This is a genomic window from Planococcus sp. RAB007_Raresut (assembly GCF_057369535.1).
In genome coordinates this window covers 258,472-279,385 of sequence record NZ_JBXYIF010000001.1, presented here as the reverse complement: position 1 = coordinate 279,385, position 20,914 = coordinate 258,472, and the positions used below count along the sequence as shown (strand labels likewise).

Genomic DNA, 20,914 nt, shown 5'->3' with positions numbered 1-20,914 from the left:
TTCCTGCTAATATCAAAAAAACCTTGGGGGTTATTACATTGACAAAACGTAAATTTGGTCTAGGTCTTTCATTAATGCTTGCTGCTGGTACTATGCTTGCTGCTTGCAGCAGTGATGAAGACACTTCAACCGACACAACAACTGGCGGCGAAGGAGAAGGCACAGAAGAATCAAGTGATATTGCAGTAGCAATGGTTACTGACGTCGGCGGCGTCGATGATAAATCTTTCAACCAGTCAGCTTGGGAAGGTCTACAGAAATTCGGTGAAGACAATGGACTTGAAAAAGGTGACGGTGGATTCGATTACCTTCAGTCACAAAGTGATGCAGATTACAACACTAACTTGAACAACTTGATCCGCCGTGACTTCGATGTCGTTTTCGGTATCGGATTCTTGATGGAAGGCGCAGTAGCTGAAATCGCTGCACAACAGCCGGATGCACAAATCGCTATCATTGATGCTGTAGTTGAAGCTGATAACGTTGCAAGCGTATTGTTCAAAGAACAAGAAGGTGCATTCCTTGCAGGTGTTGCGGCTGCTCTTATGTCTGAAACAGGTAAAGTCGGATTTGTCGGCGGCATGGAAATTCCTGTAATCGAGCGTTTCGAAGCTGGGTTCCTTGCTGGCGTTGAAGCTGCTAACCCAGACGTTGAAGTTGATGTTCAATACACAGGTGCTTTTGATAAAGCGGAATTAGGTAAAACTACAGCTAACCGTATGTATCAAGGCGGAGCTGATATCATTTTCCACGCTGCTGGCGGAACTGGCAACGGTGTCTTCACTGAAGCTAAAGAACGCAAAGAAGCAGATGCAGATGCAAACGTATGGGTAATCGGAGTTGACTCTGACCAATACGACGAAGGACAAGTTGGCGATTCTAACATCACTTTGACTTCAGTTCTTAAACGTGTTGACAATGCAGTTTACAACATCTCTGAACAAGCAATGAACGGAGAATTCCCAGGTGGCGAAACAGTTGTTTATGGTCTTGCTGACGACGGTATCGGCCTTGCTGATTCGCGCGGAGCTATTCCAGAGGACATCATGTCTCAAATCGAAGAATTCAAGCAACAGATCGTTGATGGCGATATTACAGTTCCAGAAACTGTGGAATAATCTTCGATGCTCACGGTCATTCTCATAAAGACCGGTTTAACCGGTCTTTATGATTTTTTTTCGCCTAAATTTACAGAAAAATTAATAGATGAAAGGTTTTTATAGATGGAAACCTTTCCTGTATTAATTAATAAAAGAGAATTTAACAGTTTTCGAGGGAGTGAAAACAGTGGAATATGTTGTTGAAATGCTGAACATCCGAAAAGAATTCGGAAACTTTGTCGCCAATGACAACATCACCCTGCAATTACAAAAAGGTGAAATTCATGCCTTGTTGGGTGAAAATGGTGCTGGAAAATCGACATTGATGAACGTTCTTTTCGGACTTTATCAGCCAGAAGGCGGAGAAATACGAGTCCGCGGAAAAAAAGTGGACATTACGAATCCGAACGTTGCCAATGACCTGGGCATTGGGATGGTGCACCAGCATTTTATGCTGGTTGAGAATTTTTCCGTTACAGAAAACATCATCCTTGGATCAGAACCGACCAAGTTAGGTATAACGAACAAGAAAGATGCTGCAGATAAAGTTCAGGCTTTATCCGAAAAATACGGATTGAATGTGGATCCCTATGCAATCATTGAAGACATTTCAGTTGGTATGCAGCAGCGTGTGGAAATTTTGAAAACGCTTTACCGTGGGGCGGAAATCCTGATTTTTGATGAACCGACTGCTTCTTTGACTCCGCAGGAGATCATTGAATTGGTTCAAATTATGAAACGCCTGATCGCTGAAGGTAAATCGATCATTTTGATTACCCACAAACTTAAGGAAATCATGGATGTATCCGACCGTGTCACTGTAATCAGAAAAGGACAGGGTATCGGCACAGTCATAACTGCTGAAACGAATCCGAATGAACTCGCTTCATTGATGGTTGGCCGACAGGTTGAATTCAAGACAGAGAAAGGCCCTGCTTTTCCTAAAGACGAAGTTCTCGATATTCGTGATCTTGTGGTTCTGGATTACCGCGGCGTCGCAAAAGTCAAGAACCTGAACTTAAATGTCCGTAAGGGTGAAATCGTCGGGATTGCTGGAATCGACGGCAACGGGCAGTCGGAACTTATCGAAGCGATTACGGGTCTTAGAAAAGTGAAAAGCGGTACAATCTTTATCAATGAAAAAGATGTTACAGGTTTGAAACCGCGCAAAGTGACTGAAGCCGGAGTAGGGCACATTCCTCAGGATCGCCATAAACACGGTTTGGTTTTGGATTTCCCGATTGGGCATAATATTGCGCTTCAGACGTATTACACAAAACCTATTTCCAAAAACGGATTTATTGATTATGACAAAATTAATGAAAAAGCAAAACAGATCATTGCTGATTTTGATGTCCGTACTCAAGGGCCGCATGAGCTGGCGCGTTCACTTTCGGGTGGTAACCAGCAGAAGGCGATCATCGGACGTGAAGTTGACCGGGATCCAGATCTTCTGATTGCCGCTTTACCGACACGCGGTCTGGATGTTGGGGCAATCGAATTTATACACAGCCGTCTTATAGAACAGCGTGATAATGGCAAAGCCGTCTTATTGATTTCATTTGAATTGGATGAAGTCATGAATGTATCGGATCGGATTGCTGTTATTCACGATGGTGAAATTGTTGATATTGTTACTCCGGAAACGACGACAGAGCAGCAGCTTGGTCTGTTGATGGCGGGACATAAACTTGATGATAATGAAAAAGGTAAGTTGAAGGAAGGTGAGGATCAGCATGTCGAATAGAGCGACCAATATTCTGGTCCCCCTTGTTTCCGTTATTCTAGGTTTGCTGGTCGGAGCTGTTATCATGCTTGTCAGCGGATATAATCCTGTAATCGGCTATACAGCTTTATGGAATGGAATCTTTGGGGACTTATATACAATAGGAGAAACTCTTCGCCAAATAACACCTTATTTATTGGCTGGTCTGGCGGTGGCATTTGCATTCCGCTCAGGACTTTTCAATATCGGTGTTGAAGGCCAATTGATCGTAGGATGGTTTGCAGCGGCGTATGTAGGTGTGGCTGTTGAACTGCCGAAAATCATCCACTTGCCGCTTGCGATTTTGGCAGCGGCAGTTGCAGGAGCGCTATGGGGCTTTGTGCCGGGTCTTTTGAAAGCGAAATTCCGCGTACACGAAGTAATCGTAACAATCATGATGAACTATATCGCATTGCATGTAACAAATGCTTTGATCAAAACAGTATCTGACGGCGGAGACCGTACTGAAAAAATCTTTACAAGCGCATCTCTCCGTTCAGAGTTCTTTCAAAACCTTACAGAATTCTCACGATTGCATTACGGAATCCTGCTGGCGCTGATCATGGTCGGGGTGATGTGGCTGATTCTTGAAAAGACTACTTTGGGTTACGAATTGAAAGCAGTTGGCTTCAACCAGAATGCTTCTGAATATGCTGGTATGAACGTCAACAAAAACATTATTCTGGCGATGGTCATTTCAGGTGCATTTGCAGGATTGGCCGGAGCAATGGAAGCACTGGGTACATTTGAATATGTATCATCAAAAGGCGGCTTCACTGGAATCGGGTTTGACGGAATTGCTGTTGCCTTACTGGGTATGAACACTCCGCTCGGCGTTATTTTCGGTGCCACACTATTCGGTTCACTGAAATACGGCGCTTTAAATATGCCGAACGAAGCCGGAATTCCATTGGAAATCGTTGAAATTGTAATTGCTGTCATTATTTTCTTCGTAGCTTCAGGCTACATCATCCGCCTGCTGTTGCTGCGGGCAGCAAATAAGAAGAAGGAGGCGAAGTAATATGACTTTCCTGGAAGTTTTGTATTTCATCATTCCTTCAGCGATATTCTATGCTGCGCCGCTAATTCTCGTCGCAATCGGCGGCGTATTTTCCGAGAGATCCGGTGTTGTCAATATCGGTCTTGAAGGTCTGATGGTAATTGGTGCCTTTACAGGTATCCTGTTCAACTTGTTCTTTGCCGATACATTTGGCGGTGCGACACCTTGGCTTGCGCTGATAGCGGCTATGGTAGCTGCATTATTGCTGTCTTTGCTTCACGCAGTCGCTTCAATCTCATTCCGTGCGGATCAGGTAGTATCAGGTGTTGCCATCAACTTGCTGGCCATCGCTTTATCTTTGTATCTCGTTAAAAAAATCTTCGGTAAAGGACAGACGGATTTTATCACCGAGCGGTTTGCTCGGTATAATGTACCGGTTTTATCGGATATTCCGTTTATCGGGGATCTGTTCTTTAAATCAATTTATAACACTTCATTCTTTGCAATTGCTGTAGCCATCGTTGCTTGGTTCGTCATCTATAAAACACCATTCGGCCTTCGCTTGAGAGCTGTTGGTGAACACCCGATGGCGGCTGACACAATGGGGATCAATGTTACAAGAATGCGTTATATCGCGGTAATGATTTCCGGTGCACTTGCAGGAATCGGCGGTGCAATCTATGCACAGACCATCACTAATGATTTTGGTCACGCTACGATCAACGGTCAAGGGTTCATGGCTCTTGCTGCAATGATATTCGGGAAATGGCATCCACTGGGTGCGATGGGAGCAGCTTTGTTCTTCGGTCTTGCTCAATCCTTGAGTATCGCAGGATCATCGATTGATTACATTAAAGAAATACCAAGTGTAATTCTGCTTATCCTTCCATACCTGCTGACAATTCTTGCGCTTGCAGGCTTTATCGGTAAGGCGAACGCGCCGAAAGCGAATGGTAAACCATATATTAAAGGTGAACGTTAAACCTTAAAGTTAAAAGAGCCGTCATTGCGACGGCTTTTTTTCTTATAAATATTAAATGGGCGCCGACGCTTTTCTTATTGTCCAGACTCCAGCGCACAGATTCTAGTGTCATAAGCCACTCTGGCTGTGTGGCAAAGTGCGCCACTTCGCCAGATCGTCTTATGCCCGTCGAATCTGGACGTGCGCTTCCGCTTTTCTTTATTGTCCAGACTCCGGCGGCCCAGCCCCTCGAGTCGCTTCGGATTTGCCCTTCATGGCAAAGAACGCCATGGCGGCCAAATCCTCCAGCGCTTGTCGGGGCTAAACGGGCGCCGTCGCTTTTCTTTATTTGCATTTAAAGGAAAAGGTTCGGTATAGTAAAAGAATGAACAATGAGAGGGGATTCATCAATGTTTGAAACTATCAGGCTCGCGAAAGGCGTGAATGTTCACGTCAATGAAACAACACAGTTCAAAACTATTAATATTTCAATAAAGTTTAAAGATAAATTATCAAAAGAGAAAGCTTCTGCCCGCTCGATTCTTGCGAATGTTTTGCAGCACAGTAATGAAGTTTACCCTTCCCATACAGCGCTTCGAATGGTGCTGGATGATCTTTACGGCACATCTTTGTATATGGATTCTTCCAAGCGCGGCAACGAGCATATCGTCAGCTTAAATGTTGAAACAGTCAACGATCAGTATTTATCAGAAGAAGGCGTTCTCGAAAAAGTCCTGAATCTGATGTACCTTGTGCTGTTTAAGCCGAATACCGAACATGGACTTTTCAAAGAATCCATTTTCCTGCGTGAAAAAAATGCGGTCAAAGAAAGAATCGAATCGATTTTTGATGATAAAACCCGTTATGCCCAGCAGCGGATGATGGATCTGGCTTTGCCGGAACATCCTGCGTCTATTCCGGCTAATGGTTCAATTGAAGAAGTAGAAAAGATTACTAACGAGAAGCTGATAGAAGAATACCGCACAATGATCGAATCCAATGAAGTGGAAATCTATGCCGTAGGCGATGTGAAACCTGACATGATTGCGGATTACATTCGTGATTATTTCCATTTCACTGATCGTGAGAAACCGGTTGCAGCACCTTCTATGGAGCTGAAAAAACCTGCTCAGCAGCGCGTTGCCGAATTCGAAGATATGAAACAAGGGAAACTGCACATGGCTTTTTTCAGTCCTGTCACTTTCCGAGATGAAAAATTCCCGGTAATGCAATTGCTTAACGGAGTTTTCGGCGGCTATGCCCATTCGAAACTCTTCGTGAATATTCGTGAAAAAGAGAGCATGGCTTATTATGTATCAAGTTCCTACTCATCCCAATTCGGCTTGATGTTTGTCCTGGCGGGTATTGATGGCAAACTTGAAGAAAAAGCGGTTAAGCTGATTCTTGAACAGCTCGAAGAAGTCAAAAAAGGAAATATTACGGATGTCGAGTTCGGACAGACTAAGGCACTTTTAACCAACCAATTGACCGAAGCGCTTGATTCCGCGCGCGGACAAATCGATATTTACGATCAATACATGGAGCTGACGGAGGATTTTGAACCTGATTACCTGATCAGCAGATGGAATAAAATCACTAAAGATGACATAGCTGATGCAGCTAAACAACTAAGCCTGGAAATGACTTATTTCCTGTCAGGAAAGGAAAGTGAAATTGATGCATAAAGTGGAATTCGAACAATTGGATGAAACCTTATACCATGAAAAACTGGAAAACGGACTGCAAGTCTTTATTTTGCCAAAAAAAGGTTTTTCCAAGACCTTTGCCACATTCACGACTAAATACGGATCAATCGATAATCATTTTGTTCCGCGCGGCGAAAAAGACGCGATTAAAGTGCCGGATGGCATCGCGCACTTCATTGAGCATAAGATGTTCGAGAAAGAAGAAGGGGACATTTTCCAGCAGTTCAGCAAGCAAGGTGCGTCCGCAAATGCGTATACTTCATTTACACGCACAGCGTACCTGTTTTCAGCAACCGGCCAAATAAATGAAAACATCGAAACGCTGTTGGATTTTGTCCAGGAACCTTATTTCACTGAACAAACGGTGGAAAAAGAAAAAGGAATCATCGCTCAGGAAATCACGATGTATGATGATCAGCCCGATTGGCGTTTGTATTTCGGCATTATCGAAAACATGTACAAAAATCATCCGGTTAAAATCGATATCGCTGGCACAGTGGATTCGATACAGGATATAACAGCCGAGCATTTATATACTTGCTACAACACGTTCTACCATCCTTCCAATATGGTGCTCTTTGTAGTGGGGGCTGTCGATCCGGATGGGATGATGAAATTCATTAAAGAAAACCAGGACCGGAAAACGTTTGAAGACGCACAGGAAATCGAACGCATTTTTCCTGAAGAGCCATTGGAAGTGGCCATCAAGGAACGTGTTTTGAATATGAGTGTGCAAAAGCCTAAAGTCTTTGTCGGCATTAAACCTGAGAAAATGGATCTGCAAGGTGAAGAAATGCTGAAGCATGAACTTGCAGCGGAGCTGGCATTTGAGTTGCTGTTTGGCCGTACTTCCGATTTCTATCACCATGCATACGAAAAGAATTGGATCGACGAATCCTATTCATTCGATTATTCCTTGGAAAATGGCTTCGGCTATGCGATCATCGGCTCGGATACAGCACAGCCTGAAACGCTTGCCGCTGAAATAAAACACACGATCGCGAATGCTGTTGAGAAATGGCCATTTGGGCAGGCGGATTTAGACCGCATGCGCCGTAAAAAAATCGGCTTTTTCCTTCGGGCATTGAATTCACCTGAGTATATCGCCAATCAGTTTACGCGCTATACATTCAATGGCATGAATCTTTTTGATGTTGTACCGACTCTCGAAGGAATCGAAGTAGCTGATCTGCAAGCAGCGTTTTCGCTGGTCAGTGCGGAAAGCCAGCAATCCGTGTTCTCAATTCTGTCTCCTGACAAGAAGGAAGCGCAGTGAAGAAATTCGCCCTTGTAATGGGGGCTTCCGGAGAACTTGGTGAAAGCATTTCTCGGACACTTGCGGCTTCTGGCTGGTCACTTTATCTTCATTGGAATACGAACCCGGCGGACACTTTGGCGTCCCACTTAAGAGAGGCTTATCCGCAATCGGAATTTATCGAAGTCCACGCTGATCTTTCTTTGCCGAATGCCGCTGATCGACTTACTGAACAGCTTTTTGATGTATCTTGTGTAATTGTGGCAAGCGGGCATGCATTGGTGGAAATGCTGGAGGATACCCGAGACGAAGAAATGGATAAGCTATGGCTGGTCCACGTCAAAAATCCGCTATCGGTCATTCGGCAGCTGTCACCGAAGTTCCGGCGCCATTCTCATTCCTATATTGTTTTCATTTCTTCCATCTGGGGTGAAATAGGTGCTTCCATGGAAACGGCCTATTCAGCAGTAAAAGGCGCACAATTGGCTTTTGTTAAAGCCTATGCCAAAGAAATGGCCTATTCCGGCACCCGGGTCAACGCTGTTGCACCCGGGTTTATCATGACTAAAATGAACAATGATTTTTCAGTAGAGGAGTTAGACTCGCTGCGTGAGGAAATTCCGTTGGGACTTGGCAAGCCTCAGGATGTGGCGGATATGGTGGAATTTCTGGTCAGCGGCAAAGCGGATTATATGACCGGGCAGACATTGCGTGTAAATGGCGGCTGGCATATGTAGCGCTTTTAAGTTTATTCTTTTGAGGAACCCTTTTCTTGCAGCATTAAATCAGCTATTATAGAGAGTAGGGAATTAATAAGAAATTGACAGCGAAAGGTCGGACGCTTAATGAGAGAATGGTATTTTGAATACGAAATCCAAGTGAACCGACCGGGTTTGCTGGGTGATATAGCTTCTCTGCTTGGGATGCTGCGTGTCAACATCGTCACGATCAATGGTGTAGACCAGGGACGCCGCGGTATGCTGCTGCGAGCGGAGCACGATGTGCAGCTTGAACGTTTCGTACAAATCGTTTCCACGATTGAAACGATAGCCGTGACTAAATTCCGTGAACCCAAATTGCGTGATATCCTCGCGGTTCGCCACGGACGATATATCCAAAGGGATGCGGATGACCGGAATACGTTCCGGTTTGTCAGAGATGAACTGGGCTTGCTGGTCGATTTCATGGCCGAGATTTTTAAGCAGGAAGGCCATAAACTCGTCGGACTGCGCGGCATGCCAAGGGTTGGAAAGACGGAATCTATTGTAGCTGCGAGCGTCAGTGCCAATAAAAAGTGGATTTTCCTTTCCTCGACTATGATCAAGCAGACTGTCAGAAACCAGCTTATGGGTGACGAATTCAATGAGAATAATATTTTCATCCTTGATGGCATCGTTACAAGGCGCGCACATGATGAGCGCCATATGCAGCTGGTCCGGGAAATGATGCGAATGCCTACTATTAAAGTGGTGGAGCATCCGGATATGTTCATCCAGCAATCCGAATACAGCATTGAAGACTTTGATTATATTATCGAATTGCGCCATCACCCGGATGAGGAAATCACTTATGAAGTGATGGAGAAAAATAATTTTGTGAATGATAAGAGCCAAGTGGATGATATGTTTGGCGGAGGATTTAATTTTTAGGCAGGCAGGTGATCGTGTTGAATGAAATGGGTACTCGCCTGAAAGAAGCGAGAATCGCTAAAGGCTACAGCCTGGAAGATTTACAGGATGTAACCAAAATACAGAAACGTTATCTGGCGGGAATAGAAGAAGGCAATTACAGCATGATGCCGGGTCAATTCTATGTTCGTGCTTTTATAAAACAATATGCCGATGCAGTCGGGCTGAATGCTGATGAACTGCTTGAACAGCATAAAGCTGAAATGCCGGAGACAACGAAAGAGCAAGTCAGCAAACCGATGGCTGCGCCAGCCCGGTCACGCAGACAGTCGATGTCAAAATCGTCATCCAACAGAATAAATGAAAAGATGCCGATGATTCTTGTTGCATTATTCATTGTCTTGATTATATTCGTGATGTGGTTCTTCTATAATATGCTGGCACAGAACGATCCAACCGATGAAGTAGCCGAAAATGACGATGGCGTGCAATATGAAGCCCCTTCTGAAAACTCCCCTCCAGCAACCGAGGAAGATGAACCTGCAGAAGATGAATCTGCAGAAGAACAGCCTGAAGAAGAAGAACCGGCTGAACCGGAAACTGAGATTTCCGTTGCCGGAACAGACGGCCAAACTACTAATTATCAGTGGACAGGCCCGGCAGAGCGGGAGCTTCTTATCGAAGTTTCAGGTCCGTCATGGGTTGCCGCCACGGATGAAAACGGCGAGAACCTGATGACAGCTGCTACGATGCAGTCTGGGCAAAGTGAAACACTGGATGTGTCAGAAGCCTCACAAGTGCGGATCCGCCTTGGTGCAACGCCGAACGTGGTGCTTTCACTGAATGGTGAACCAATCGAGTATGAGCAGGATCTGACAACCCAGAACATCGTTATCGATTTTACAGACGCTGAATAGCCATCTATACAGATGGCTATTTTTATTGAAAGCCAGGAAGGGGAAACATTATGAACATACCAAATAAAATAACAGTTTCACGCATTCTTTTAATACCGGTATTTATGATATTTATGCTGATTGATTTCGGCTGGGGAGAAATGACTCTTTTTGGAGCAACATTGCCCATCAGCCATTTTATCGGCGGTTTGATTTTTATATTCGCATCATTGACGGATTGGGTTGACGGCTATTATGCCCGGAAATACAATCTTGTAACGACATTTGGAAAATTCCTTGATCCGCTTGCTGATAAATTGCTTGTTTCGGCAGCTTTGATCATTCTTGTGGAACTTGGTTTTGCCCCAGCATGGATCGTCATCATCATCATCAGCCGTGAATTTGCGGTGACTGGGCTGCGCCTAGTGTTGGCAGGTGAAGGAGAAGTGGTTGCAGCTGGCGGCCTTGGCAAAATCAAGACTACAGCTCAAATTTTGGCGATATCCGCATTGCTTCTATATGATATGATTTTCACGCTGATCGGACTTCCGTTTGGAATGATCATGCTCTACATCGCGTTGATCTTCACCGTATGGTCCGGTTGGGACTATTTTTACGCAAACCGGAAAGGCTTGCTGGCTTCTAAATAAACTTTCTTTAAAAGTTGAAAGGTGGTTGCGCTGATGAATGCAGAAATCATAGCAGTCGGTTCAGAATTGCTGCTCGGACAAATAACGAATACAAATGCACGTTTTGTATCTGGGCATTTGGCTGAAATCGGCATTAATGTTTACTATCATACAGTTGTCGGTGACAATCCTGAACGTCTTGAACAGGCCATCAGAATTGCGGAAAACCGTGCTGATCTTATAATTTTCTCCGGGGGATTGGGTCCTACAAAAGATGATCTGACAAAAGAAACCATTGCCAGGCATCTCGGCACGACACTTGAAATGGACGACTTGGCGATGGAGTCGATAGAAGCTTTTTTCGAGCGGGCTAAACGGCCGATGACTGAAAATAACAGGAAACAGGCTTTGATTCTTAAAGGCAGTGATGTTCTGGTCAACGACAACGGAATGGCCCCCGGTATGATGTATAAGCATGAAGGAAGAGTCTATATATTGTTGCCGGGACCGCCGCATGAAATAGAGCCGATGTTCCAGTTTGAAGCAAAACCGAAGTTAATCCGGATGCTAAACAAGGAAAATGTGATCATTTCACATGTCCTGCGTTTCTACGGTATCGGGGAAGCGGAACTCGAAGACCGGTTGGATCATATACTTGTGAAACAGACCAATCCTACAATCGCACCTCTTGCATCCGCCAGCGAAGTGACTTTGCGGATTACAGCAAAAACGGATACAGCGGTAGAAGCCTGGAAATTGATCGATGAAACGAAGGAAGAGATTCTGGATGTTGTCGGCGAATATCTCTATGGCTACGACGATGATTCACTGACTTCCCGTGCAGTTGATTTGCTGAAAGCACAGAACATGACTATTTCAGCCGCAGAAAGCCTCACCGCTGGCCTGTTTCAGTCAGAACTGGCTTCTGTGCCTGGGGCCAGCGCCGTTCTTGCGGGTGGCGTCATTGCTTATAATGAAGAAATCAAAATCAGCCAGCTTGATATCAACGCTGAACTTCTGAAAACTTATGGAGTTGTCAGCGAACAGACGGCATTGGCAATGGCGGAAAATGTACGCAGTAAATTCGGCACTGATTTCGGCATCGGATTGACAGGAGTCGCCGGCCCTGATGCGCACGGGGGCCAACCGGCTGGCACAGTGTGGATCGGCATCTCTTCGGAGTCAGGCAGCGATGCCTACAGACTGCAATTATCGGGGATGCGAAATACAAATCGGATCCGCACTGTAAAATTGGCATTGCATTATTTAATACGAACACTTTCACGATAAAAAAAACACGCAAAATTTATTTTTGCGTGTTTTTCCTTTTCAAAAAACGGATATGCTCAATATAGAGGCTTCAAAATTATAATTTTAAATGCGAACACGAATAAACGTTCGCTTTTTTCTTGTGTATTTCTCATTAACCTAGTATACTAGAAACAGGTAGAAAAATTGGTTTTTATTAAGAGGAGGATTTCTTTTGAGCGATCGTAAAGCAGCGTTAGATGTTGCGTTAAAACAAATTGAAAAACAATTTGGTAAAGGTTCAGTTATGAAATTGGGTGAAAAGAGTGACCGGAATATTTCATCTGTTTCCAGTGGTTCACTGGCAGTTGACTCTGCACTTGGTATAGGCGGATATCCACGTGGCCGTGTAATCGAAATTTATGGTCCTGAAAGTTCAGGTAAAACGACTGTTTCTTTGCATGCCATTGCGGAAGTCCAGGCTACTGGCGGAACAGCGGCATTTATCGATGCTGAGCATGCATTGGATCCTGTCTATGCGCAGAACCTTGGCGTGAACATCGATGAATTGCTGTTATCCCAGCCGGACACAGGTGAACAAGCTTTGGAAATTGCTGAAGCATTAGTACGAAGCGGAGCGGTTGATATCGTTGTAATCGACTCAGTAGCAGCACTTGTTCCAAAAGCGGAAATTGAAGGGGAAATGGGCGATTCACACATGGGTCTTCAAGCCCGTCTGATGTCTCAGGCTCTCCGCAAATTATCCGGTATCATCAATAAATCGAATTCGATTGTCATTTTCATCAACCAGGTCCGTGAAAAAATCGGTGTTATGTTCGGTAACCCTGAAACAACAACTGGTGGTCGCGCATTGAAATTCTATTCATCTATCCGTATGGAAGTGCGCCGTGCCGAAGCTTTGAAGTCCGGCAACGATATCATCGGTAACAGAACGAAGATCAAAATCGTGAAAAACAAAGTTGCGCCGCCATTCCGCACAGCTGAAGTTGATATCATGTACGGTAAAGGGATTTCACGTGAAGGTGAAATCGTCGATATTGGTGCAGAACTTGAAATCATCCAAAAGAGCGGTTCTTGGTATTCTTATAAAGAAGAGCGTATCGGACAAGGCCGTGAAAACGCGAAGCAATTTCTTCGTGACCACGAAGACATCCGCAATGAGATTGCAGGGAAAATCCGTGAACAATACGGTATGGCCGCTGCATCCTATACAATTGCTGCTTCTAAAGAGGAGCCGGAAGAGTTCAACCTTTTGATCGATGAGGACGACGAATAAGTCTGAATAGGAGAGCCGTTGGAACAAAGCATGTGCTTTGTTCCAACGGCTCTTAATATTTTGCGGGTTTCTGTCACAGAAATGGCATCGAAAAACTATGTCTTATCCACTGGCAAAGCTATTTTAAAGGCTTGTCACCGGGTTGACACTTTAAACGTCCATCTATACAATTAAAACTGTATAATTTTATATTTTTTACAGTGTTTGAGAAGCACGAAAATTTAATTTATTTTTGAAACATTAAAACGAATAGCAAGAGGAGGTGTCCGAATGGAATACGTGATCATCTTCGCTTTGCTTGGTATCCTCGTCGGTGTGTTTGTTGGTTATTTTGTAATGAAAAAATCAAATGAGTCCAAAATGGCAGGTGCGAGAAACTCTGCAGAGCAAGTAATAGAAGATGCGAAGAGAGAAGCAGAAGCACTGAAAAAAGAAGCACTTTTGGAAGCAAAAGACGAAAATCACAAATTGCGTACTGAAACAGAATCTGAAATTCGGGAACGCCGATCAGAACTTCAAAAACAGGAGAATCGGTTGTTGCAGAGAGAAGAAAATTTAGATCGCAAGGATGATGCATTAAACAAAAGAGAAGCGGGACTTGAACGAAAAGATGAAGCCCTCGCTGAAAAACAACAGCATATTGAACAGATGGAGAGCAAAGCTGAAGAATTGGTTCGACAGCAGCAATCCGAAATGGAACGGATTTCTTCCTTGACGCGCGAAGAAGCCAAGTCAATCATCCTGCAGCAAGTTGAAAACGAACTTTCAACTGATATTGCAGTGATGGTAAAAGAGACCGAAGCCCGTGCCAAAGAGGAATCCGATAAGAAAGCGAAAAACATTTTATCGTTGGCGATGCAGCGTTTTGCGGCGGACCATGTGGCAGAGACAACTGTATCTGTTGTCAACTTGCCTAACGATGAGATGAAAGGCCGTATTATTGGCCGTGAAGGCCGTAATATCCGGACGCTTGAAACATTGACAGGCATCGATTTGATCATCGATGATACACCGGAAGCGGTAATTCTGTCAGGGTTCGATCCGATCAGACGTGAAACAGCGAGACTGGCACTTGAAAAATTAGTGTCAGATGGCCGTATTCACCCGGCACGGATCGAAGAAATGGTTGAAAAGTCCAGACGCGAAGTAGATGAGCAAATCCGTGAAATTGGGGAACAAACCACATTTGACGTTGGGGTACATAATCTGCATCCCGATTTGATCAAAATTCTTGGCCGTCTGCGTTATCGTACAAGTTACGGACAGAACGTCCTCAAGCACTCAGTGGAAGTTGCATTCCTCTCCGGCTTGATGGCAGCGGAACTTGGCGAAGATGTCACCTTGGCAAGGCGCGCGGGATTGCTTCATGATATCGGTAAAGCGATCGACCATGAAGTGGAAGGCAGCCATGTTGAAATCGGGGTTGAACTTGGAACCAAATATAAAGAGCATCCAGTAGTTATCAACAGTATCGCTTCCCACCACGGCGACACCGAAGCGACATCGATTATTTCAGTAATCGTTGCAGCAGCGGATGCCCTATCAGCGGCACGTCCGGGAGCGAGAAGTGAGACATTGGAAAATTATATCCGCCGTCTGGAAAAACTTGAAGAGATTTCAGAGTCCTACGAAGGCGTTGAGAAATCATTCGCCATCCAAGCAGGACGTGAAATTCGCATCATGGTCAGACCGGAACAGATTGATGATATGACTGCACACCGTTTAGCTCGCGACATCCGTAAACGGATTGAAGAAGAGCTTGATTATCCGGGACATATCAAAGTGACCGTAATCAGAGAAACTCGAGCAGTTGAATACGCAAAATAATAGGATAAAGGCTTCGATGAATGTCTATTCAAAGAAGCCTTTTTCTTATGGAAAAAGGTGAGAGCATGAAAGTTTTATTTATTGGAGATATTGTAGGGTCTATTGGACGTGATGCATTGGAATCGTATTTGCCGCGACTGAAAAAGAAATATAAGCCAGACGCAGTAATTGCGAATGGCGAAAACGCTGCTGCAGGCAGAGGGATCACAAAAGCAATTTATCAAGATCTCCTCTTCATGGGCGTTGATATGGTAACGATGGGCAATCATACTTGGGACCAAAAAGAGATTTTTGATTTTATTGATGAAGTGGATTACTTGATCCGCCCTGCGAATTTCTCGCCGGAAGCCCCTGGACGCGGAATGGCAACCTTGACGAAAAACGGCAAAACGCTGTCAGTGATCAATTTACACGGCCGTGTATTCCTTCCGCCGCACGACGATCCATTCCACAAAGCGGACGAACTTCTGGCAGAAGCTAAAGCTGTTTCACCACTTGTATTCGTAGATTTTCATGCGGAAGCAACGAGTGAAAAAATTGCGATGGGCTGGCATCTTGATGGCCGGGCATCTGTAGTGGTCGGTACACATACGCATGTCCAAACAGCGGATTCACGTATCCTGCCGGGCGGCACTGCCTATATCTCGGATGTCGGGATGACCGGGCCCTATGACGAAGTTCTTGGGATGAGCAAAGATTCGGTGCTTTACCGATTTAAGACCAATATGCCGACCCGTTTTGAAGTGCCAAAACGCGGGCGGTCTGTGGTCAGCGGTTTTTTCACAGAAATTGATGATGAAACAGGCAAAGCCATATCCTGCGAACGGATTTACATCAATGAAGATTACCCATTCCGTGGTTAAATTGCCAGTTGGTGACGATTCTCCGACAATTCCTCCAATCGGGTTGTAGGATTGTCTTTGATTTCAGTATAATAGCGGTATGATTGAAAGGGGTTTTTCCATGAATGAAGACCAGCGTTTACTTTCAAGCCAAATATCGGCTTCCGGTTCGGGAAGAAAATCCGAAAAGGATTACAGCCAATACTTTCAAAATGTCTATACCGCGCCTTCATTGAAAGACGCAAAAAAGCGAGGAAAAGAGCAGGTATCCTATGTAGATAACTTTGCGATCGATCCACTTTTTGAAAACATGGGCCGCGGCCGCAAATTCTACATCCGCACATACGGCTGCCAGATGAATGAGCATGATACCGAGGTAATCGCCGGTATTCTGATGGAACTGGGCTACGAAATCACCGACTCGGTGAAGGATGCGAATATCATCCTGCTGAACACTTGTGCCATCAGGGAAAATGCGGAAAATAAGGTGTTCGGCGAACTTGGCCATTTCAAGCCTTTAAAACTCGAAAATCCCGATTTGTTGATCGGTGTTTGCGGCTGCATGTCGCAGGAAGAATCAGTGGTCAATAAAATCCTGAAAACTTACGATCAAGTCGATATGATTTTTGGGACCCATAATATCCATCGTCTTCCGGAAATTCTGGATAATGCCTACAAATCAAAAGAGATTGTCGTGGATGTCTGGTCCAAAGAAGGGGACGTCATCGAGAATCTGCCGAAAGTGCGCAAAGGCAATATCAAAGCATGGGTCAATATCATGTATGGCTGTGATAAGTTCTGTACGTATTGCATCGTGCCTTATACGAGAGGCAAGGAACGCTCCAGGCGGCCGGAGGATATTATCCAGGAAGTGCGCCATTTGGCTGCGCAAGGATATAAGGAAGTTACATTGCTGGGGCAGAACGTCAATGCATATGGCAAAGACTTTGAAGACCTCGAATACCGGCTGGGTGACTTGATGGAAGAATTGCGCAAGATTGATATTCCGCGCATACGCTTCACCACGAGCCATCCACGTGATTTTGACGATCATCTGATTGAAGTGCTGGCTCGAGGCGGAAATCTTGTCGACCATATCCATTTACCTGTACAATCAGGTTCGACGGGTATGCTGAAGATTATGGCCCGCAAGTATACGCGGGAACAATATATCGAATTGGTCCGAAAAATACGGACTGCAATTCCGACAGTGTCATTAACAACCGATATAATTGTCGGCTTTCCAAATGAAACCGATGAACAGTTCGAGGAGACGATGTCGTTATTCCGGGAAATCGGGTACGAGATGGCGTTCACTTATATTTATTCTCCGCGTGAAGGGACTCCGGCTGCGAAGATGGAGGACAATATTCCGATGGAAGTGAAAAAAGAACGCCTGCAGCGTCTCAATGAGCTGGTCAAGGAGCAGGCGCTGGCCGCTATGCAGTCTTACCAGGGGCAAGTGGTGGAAGTGCTGGTTGAAGGGGAAAGCAAGAAAAATCCCGATGTCTTATCCGGTTACACAGCAAAAAACAAACTGGTCAATTTTGCCGGGCCGAAGACGATCGTCGGCCAACTCGTCAAAGTGAAGATAACTGAAACTAAAACATGGTCGCTGAACGGAGAACTGATTGAAGTTGCCGCCGGCCAAGAAGTGGGTGTCCAATAGATGACTTATTCAAAAGATGAAATCGTAGCAAAAGCGCGTGAAGTGGCGGACATGATCGCCGAAACCGAAGAAGTGGATTTTTTCAAGCGTGCGGAAGCACAGATCAATGAAAACCAGCAGATCCGCGAAAAAATCGCAAGTCTGAAAAGCCTTCAGAAACAAGCGGTCAATTTCCAGCATTACGGCAAAGAACGCGCCCTGGCATTGATTGAAGGAAAAATCCAAAAAATTGAAGAAGAAATTGATTCTGTGCCGATTGTCCAGGAATTCAAACAATCTCAAAGCGACGTCAATTCATTGCTTCAAATGGTATCGACTGCAATCGCCAACCAGGTGACGAACAATATCATCACTGATACAGAAGGTGACCTGCTGCGCGGTGAAACAGGATCAAAAGTGAAAGCAGATGCTAACAAAGGCGGCAGCAGCTGTTCATAAACAATTTAATTGAAAAGCGATATAGGAAAAACTGGAAGAGCTGAATGCTCTTTCGGTTTTTTCTTTTATTCTCTTATTTTTGCTATAATGGAGAAACGAAGAATTGATTCCGAAAGAGGTTTTAAAATGGCAACCACACCAATGATGCAGCAATATCTACAAGTAAAAGCGGATTATCAGGACGCATTCCTTTTTTTCCGGCTTGGCGATTTTTATGAAATGTTTTTTGATGACGCTTTGCAGGCTTCCCAATTGCTCGAAATCACGTTGACGAGCCGGGGCGGCAATGGGGATGAACGCATTCCAATGTGCGGCGTACCGCATCACGCAGCGAAAAATTACATAGATCAATTGATTGCTAAAGGCCATAAAGTGGCTATCTGTGAGCAAGTGGAAGATCCGAAATTAACCAAAGGTGTCGTCAAACGTGAAGTAGTCAGGCTTATAACACCCGGCACCCACACGGAAGGCAAGAGTGTGGATTCGAAGTCGAATCATTTTATCGCTGCAGCCGAGGAATTGCCGGGCGGTTTTTCATTGTCCTATATAGACATCTCAACAGGCGAATCGACAGCCACATATATAATGGACCAGGGAAAAGCATTGCTTCAAGAATTGCAGTCACTTGGGATCCGTGAATTGGTAGTATCGGATTCACTGTTTCTGTTGCTGAATGAGGATGCACAGGAGCTGCTGTTATCCATCGAACCGATGGAATTTATGTATGAACTGGATACATCCCTTGTGAAGGACTGCCCGTCGGATCTTACAGGCAGCAGCCATCTTTTGCTGACGTATATTGCCCGCACCCAAAAACAATCGCTTGAACACATTCAGCCTTTTGTATACAGCGAAGAGGGGCAATTGCTCAGCATCGATTTCCATTCGAAGCGGAATCTGGAGTTGCTCCAATCAATCCGCGGCGGCGAAACGAAAGGAACACTGCTATGGCTGCTGGATGAAACGGTCACGGCAATGGGGAGCCGCAAGTTGAAACAATGGCTGCACCAGCCACTGGCCAACAGAAGCCGCATCGAACTGCGCCAGCAGATGGTCGAATCGCTTATCGAACATTATTTTACCCGTGTCGAGCTGCAGAATGCGCTGAAGGAAGTTTATGACCTGGAGCGGCTGAGCGGCCGCGTAGCATTTGGCAGCGCCAGCGGCCGAGATCTTGCGCAATTGAGAAGTTCACTTGAGAAAGTACCGGCAATCATTGATGAACTAAACGGATCCGGCAATGTGCATCTGATTGAATTTGCCGAAAAACTGGATCGCTGCGGCGAAGTTTGTGAACTGCTTGAAGCGATCAGTGACAACCCGCCGTTGTCAGCGAAAGAAGGCGGTGTCATCCGTGAAGGCTTCAATAAGCAATTGGATGAATTCCGGGATGCCTCCCGGAACGGCAAAGACTGGATTGCGCAGCTGGAACAGCAGGAGCGCCAGAAAACAGGCATCAAATCCTTGAAAATCGGATACAATCGTATTTTTGGCTATTATATCGAAATTTCAAAGGCCAATATGCATCTGGCCGATTTGGAACGTTATGAACGCAAACAGACATTAGCGAATGCCGAACGCTATATCACTCCAGAATTAAAAGAGAAGGAAACCTTGATCCTGACAGCCGAAGAAGAAAGTCTGGACCTTGAATACCGTTTGTTTACAGTGATCCGTGATGAAGTGAAACAATATATTTCCCGTATACAGCAACTTGCTTCATCTCTCAGTGCGCTTGATGTTTTTCTCAGCTTTGCGGATGTTGCGGAAAAATACCGCTTTACCAAGCCTGAGTTTACCGACAGCCGTGAAATCCAAATTCTTGAAGGCCGGCATCCGGTTGTGGAGAAGATGCTGAACAGGCAGCATTATGTGCCTAATGATTGCGTAATGACTGAAGACAGTAATATGCTCCTGATCACCGGTCCAAATATGTCGGGTAAAAGTACATATATGCGCCAGGTGGCGTTGACGATCGTACTTGCACAAGTCGGCAGTTATGTGCCGGCGGAGTCCGCGAAATTGCCGATCGTTGATCAGATTTTCACACGTATAGGAGCGGCGGATGATCTTGTTTCAGGTCAAAGTACATTCATGGTCGAGATGCTCGAATCCCAATACGCCATTACCCATGCGACAGAACGAAGCCTGTTGCTGTTCGATGAAATCGGCCGGGGCACTTCCACTTACGATGGCATGGCACTGGCACAATCAATGATTGAATACATCCATAAAAACATCGGAGCGAACACATTGTTTTCAACGCATTATCACGAGTTGACTGCGCTTGACCAATCACTTGAACGCTTGAATAATGTACATGTCGCCGCGATGGAGCAATCCGGAAAAGTTGTCTTTCTTCATAAAGTAAAACAAGGGCCGGCGGATAAAAGTTACGGCATACATGTAGCGGAACTGGCCAATCTGCCGCAGCAAATCCTCATGCGTGCCCGCGAATTGCTGAAGAATTTTGAAGCAGAGAAGAAGCAGCAGACACAGCATATCGAACAATTATCATTTTTTGATGAACGCGATACAGATTCTGAAGAAGTGGTTCAAGCCATCGCAGACGCTAAAATATCTACGATGACCCCGCTTGAAGCCTTGCAGATGATTAATGATCTGCAATTAAAGCTAAGCCGGAAGGAGTGAT

General features: G+C 45.1%; 17 protein-coding genes. All 17 read left to right on the top strand.

The genetic code is table 11. The features are described 5' to 3' along the window. The first annotated feature begins 38 nt into the window (after nt 1-38). On the top strand, nt 39-1,118 hold the full coding sequence (locus AC2Q9J_RS01385) for a BMP family lipoprotein (RefSeq protein ID WP_499036673.1): 1,080 nt from the start codon (nt 39-41) through the stop codon (nt 1,116-1,118). A 169-nt stretch (nt 1,119-1,287) separates the two neighbouring features. Further along, a complete protein-coding gene (locus AC2Q9J_RS01380) occupies nt 1,288-2,847 on the top strand; it encodes an ABC transporter ATP-binding protein (protein ID WP_499036671.1) in 1,560 nt (519 codons plus the stop codon). Beyond that, on the top strand, nt 2,837-3,886 hold the full coding sequence (locus tag AC2Q9J_RS01375; RefSeq protein ID WP_499036669.1) for an ABC transporter permease: 1,050 nt from the start codon (nt 2,837-2,839) through the stop codon (nt 3,884-3,886). The genes AC2Q9J_RS01380 and AC2Q9J_RS01375 overlap by 11 nt, the downstream gene beginning before the upstream one ends. Nucleotide 3,887: 1 nt before the next feature. Next, a complete protein-coding gene (locus AC2Q9J_RS01370) occupies nt 3,888-4,847 on the top strand; it encodes an ABC transporter permease (RefSeq protein WP_499036667.1) in 960 nt (319 codons plus the stop codon). Nucleotides 4,848-5,236: 389 nt separating this feature from the next. Continuing rightward, on the top strand, nt 5,237-6,511 hold the full coding sequence (yfmF, locus tag AC2Q9J_RS01365; RefSeq protein WP_499036665.1) for an EF-P 5-aminopentanol modification-associated protein YfmF: 1,275 nt from the start codon (nt 5,237-5,239) through the stop codon (nt 6,509-6,511). Beyond that, nucleotides 6,504-7,808: an EF-P 5-aminopentanol modification-associated protein YfmH gene (gene yfmH, locus AC2Q9J_RS01360; RefSeq protein WP_499036663.1), complete on the top strand. Its 1,305-nt coding sequence runs from the start codon at nt 6,504-6,506 to the stop codon at nt 7,806-7,808. Before yfmF ends, yfmH begins: the two co-directional genes overlap by 8 nt. After that, nucleotides 7,805-8,524 (top strand): elongation factor P 5-aminopentanone reductase, encoded by a 720-nt coding sequence (ymfI, locus tag AC2Q9J_RS01355; RefSeq protein WP_499036661.1) that lies wholly within the window; start codon nt 7,805-7,807, stop codon nt 8,522-8,524. The genes yfmH and ymfI overlap by 4 nt, the downstream gene beginning before the upstream one ends. A 108-nt stretch (nt 8,525-8,632) precedes the next feature. Further along, complete coding sequence (locus AC2Q9J_RS01350) at nt 8,633-9,436, top strand: DUF3388 domain-containing protein (RefSeq protein WP_499036659.1); 804 nt, start codon at nt 8,633-8,635, stop codon at nt 9,434-9,436. A gap of 14 nt (nt 9,437-9,450) precedes the next feature. Beyond that, nucleotides 9,451-10,332 carry a helix-turn-helix domain-containing protein gene (locus tag AC2Q9J_RS01345; protein ID WP_499036658.1) on the top strand — a complete coding sequence of 294 codons (882 nt, stop codon included), beginning with the start codon at nt 9,451-9,453 and terminating at the stop codon, nt 10,330-10,332. Between the two features lie 50 nt (nt 10,333-10,382). Next, nucleotides 10,383-10,961 carry a CDP-diacylglycerol--glycerol-3-phosphate 3-phosphatidyltransferase gene (gene pgsA, locus AC2Q9J_RS01340; protein ID WP_499036656.1) on the top strand — a complete coding sequence of 193 codons (579 nt, stop codon included), beginning with the start codon at nt 10,383-10,385 and terminating at the stop codon, nt 10,959-10,961. A 33-nt stretch (nt 10,962-10,994) separates the two neighbouring features. Next, on the top strand, nt 10,995-12,230 hold the full coding sequence (locus AC2Q9J_RS01335; RefSeq protein ID WP_499036654.1) for a competence/damage-inducible protein A: 1,236 nt from the start codon (nt 10,995-10,997) through the stop codon (nt 12,228-12,230). A 193-nt stretch (nt 12,231-12,423) separates the two neighbouring features. Beyond that, nucleotides 12,424-13,485 (top strand): recombinase RecA, encoded by a 1,062-nt coding sequence (recA, locus tag AC2Q9J_RS01330; RefSeq protein WP_499036652.1) that lies wholly within the window; start codon nt 12,424-12,426, stop codon nt 13,483-13,485. A gap of 270 nt (nt 13,486-13,755) precedes the next feature. Beyond that, nucleotides 13,756-15,312 (top strand): ribonuclease Y, encoded by a 1,557-nt coding sequence (gene rny, locus AC2Q9J_RS01325; protein WP_499036651.1) that lies wholly within the window; start codon nt 13,756-13,758, stop codon nt 15,310-15,312. 65 nt (nt 15,313-15,377) lie between these two features. After that, nucleotides 15,378-16,175 carry a TIGR00282 family metallophosphoesterase gene (locus AC2Q9J_RS01320; RefSeq protein ID WP_499036649.1) on the top strand — a complete coding sequence of 266 codons (798 nt, stop codon included), beginning with the start codon at nt 15,378-15,380 and terminating at the stop codon, nt 16,173-16,175. A 100-nt stretch (nt 16,176-16,275) separates the two neighbouring features. After that, a complete protein-coding gene (gene miaB / locus AC2Q9J_RS01315) occupies nt 16,276-17,823 on the top strand; it encodes a tRNA (N6-isopentenyl adenosine(37)-C2)-methylthiotransferase MiaB (protein ID WP_499036647.1) in 1,548 nt (515 codons plus the stop codon). Then, on the top strand, nt 17,824-18,261 hold the full coding sequence (locus AC2Q9J_RS01310; RefSeq protein WP_499036645.1) for a YlbF/YmcA family competence regulator: 438 nt from the start codon (nt 17,824-17,826) through the stop codon (nt 18,259-18,261). It begins immediately after the preceding gene. 126 nt (nt 18,262-18,387) lie between these two features. Then, entirely contained in the window at nt 18,388-20,913 is a 2,526-nt protein-coding gene (gene mutS, locus AC2Q9J_RS01305) for a DNA mismatch repair protein MutS (protein ID WP_499036643.1), read from the top strand. The last annotated feature ends 1 nt before the right edge of the window (nt 20,914 follow it).

What these genes read in the sequence shown, in the direction of transcription:
- AC2Q9J_RS01375 (WP_499036669.1), top strand. Translation starts at nt 2,837, where the DNA reads ATGTCGAATAGAGCGACCAATATTCTGGTCCCCCTTGTTTCCGTTATT.
- AC2Q9J_RS01370 (WP_499036667.1), top strand. Translation starts at nt 3,888, where the DNA reads ATGACTTTCCTGGAAGTTTTGTATTTCATCATTCCTTCAGCGATATTC.
- yfmF (WP_499036665.1), top strand. Translation starts at nt 5,237, where the DNA reads ATGTTTGAAACTATCAGGCTCGCGAAAGGCGTGAATGTTCACGTCAAT.
- yfmH (WP_499036663.1), top strand. Translation starts at nt 6,504, where the DNA reads ATGCATAAAGTGGAATTCGAACAATTGGATGAAACCTTATACCATGAA.
- AC2Q9J_RS01350 (WP_499036659.1), top strand. Translation starts at nt 8,633, where the DNA reads ATGAGAGAATGGTATTTTGAATACGAAATCCAAGTGAACCGACCGGGT.
- pgsA (WP_499036656.1), top strand. Translation starts at nt 10,383, where the DNA reads ATGAACATACCAAATAAAATAACAGTTTCACGCATTCTTTTAATACCG.
- AC2Q9J_RS01335 (WP_499036654.1), top strand. Translation starts at nt 10,995, where the DNA reads ATGAATGCAGAAATCATAGCAGTCGGTTCAGAATTGCTGCTCGGACAA.
- rny (WP_499036651.1), top strand. Translation starts at nt 13,756, where the DNA reads ATGGAATACGTGATCATCTTCGCTTTGCTTGGTATCCTCGTCGGTGTG.
- AC2Q9J_RS01320 (WP_499036649.1), top strand. Translation starts at nt 15,378, where the DNA reads ATGAAAGTTTTATTTATTGGAGATATTGTAGGGTCTATTGGACGTGAT.
- miaB (WP_499036647.1), top strand. Translation starts at nt 16,276, where the DNA reads ATGAATGAAGACCAGCGTTTACTTTCAAGCCAAATATCGGCTTCCGGT.
- AC2Q9J_RS01310 (WP_499036645.1), top strand. Translation starts at nt 17,824, where the DNA reads ATGACTTATTCAAAAGATGAAATCGTAGCAAAAGCGCGTGAAGTGGCG.
- mutS (WP_499036643.1), top strand. Translation starts at nt 18,388, where the DNA reads ATGGCAACCACACCAATGATGCAGCAATATCTACAAGTAAAAGCGGAT.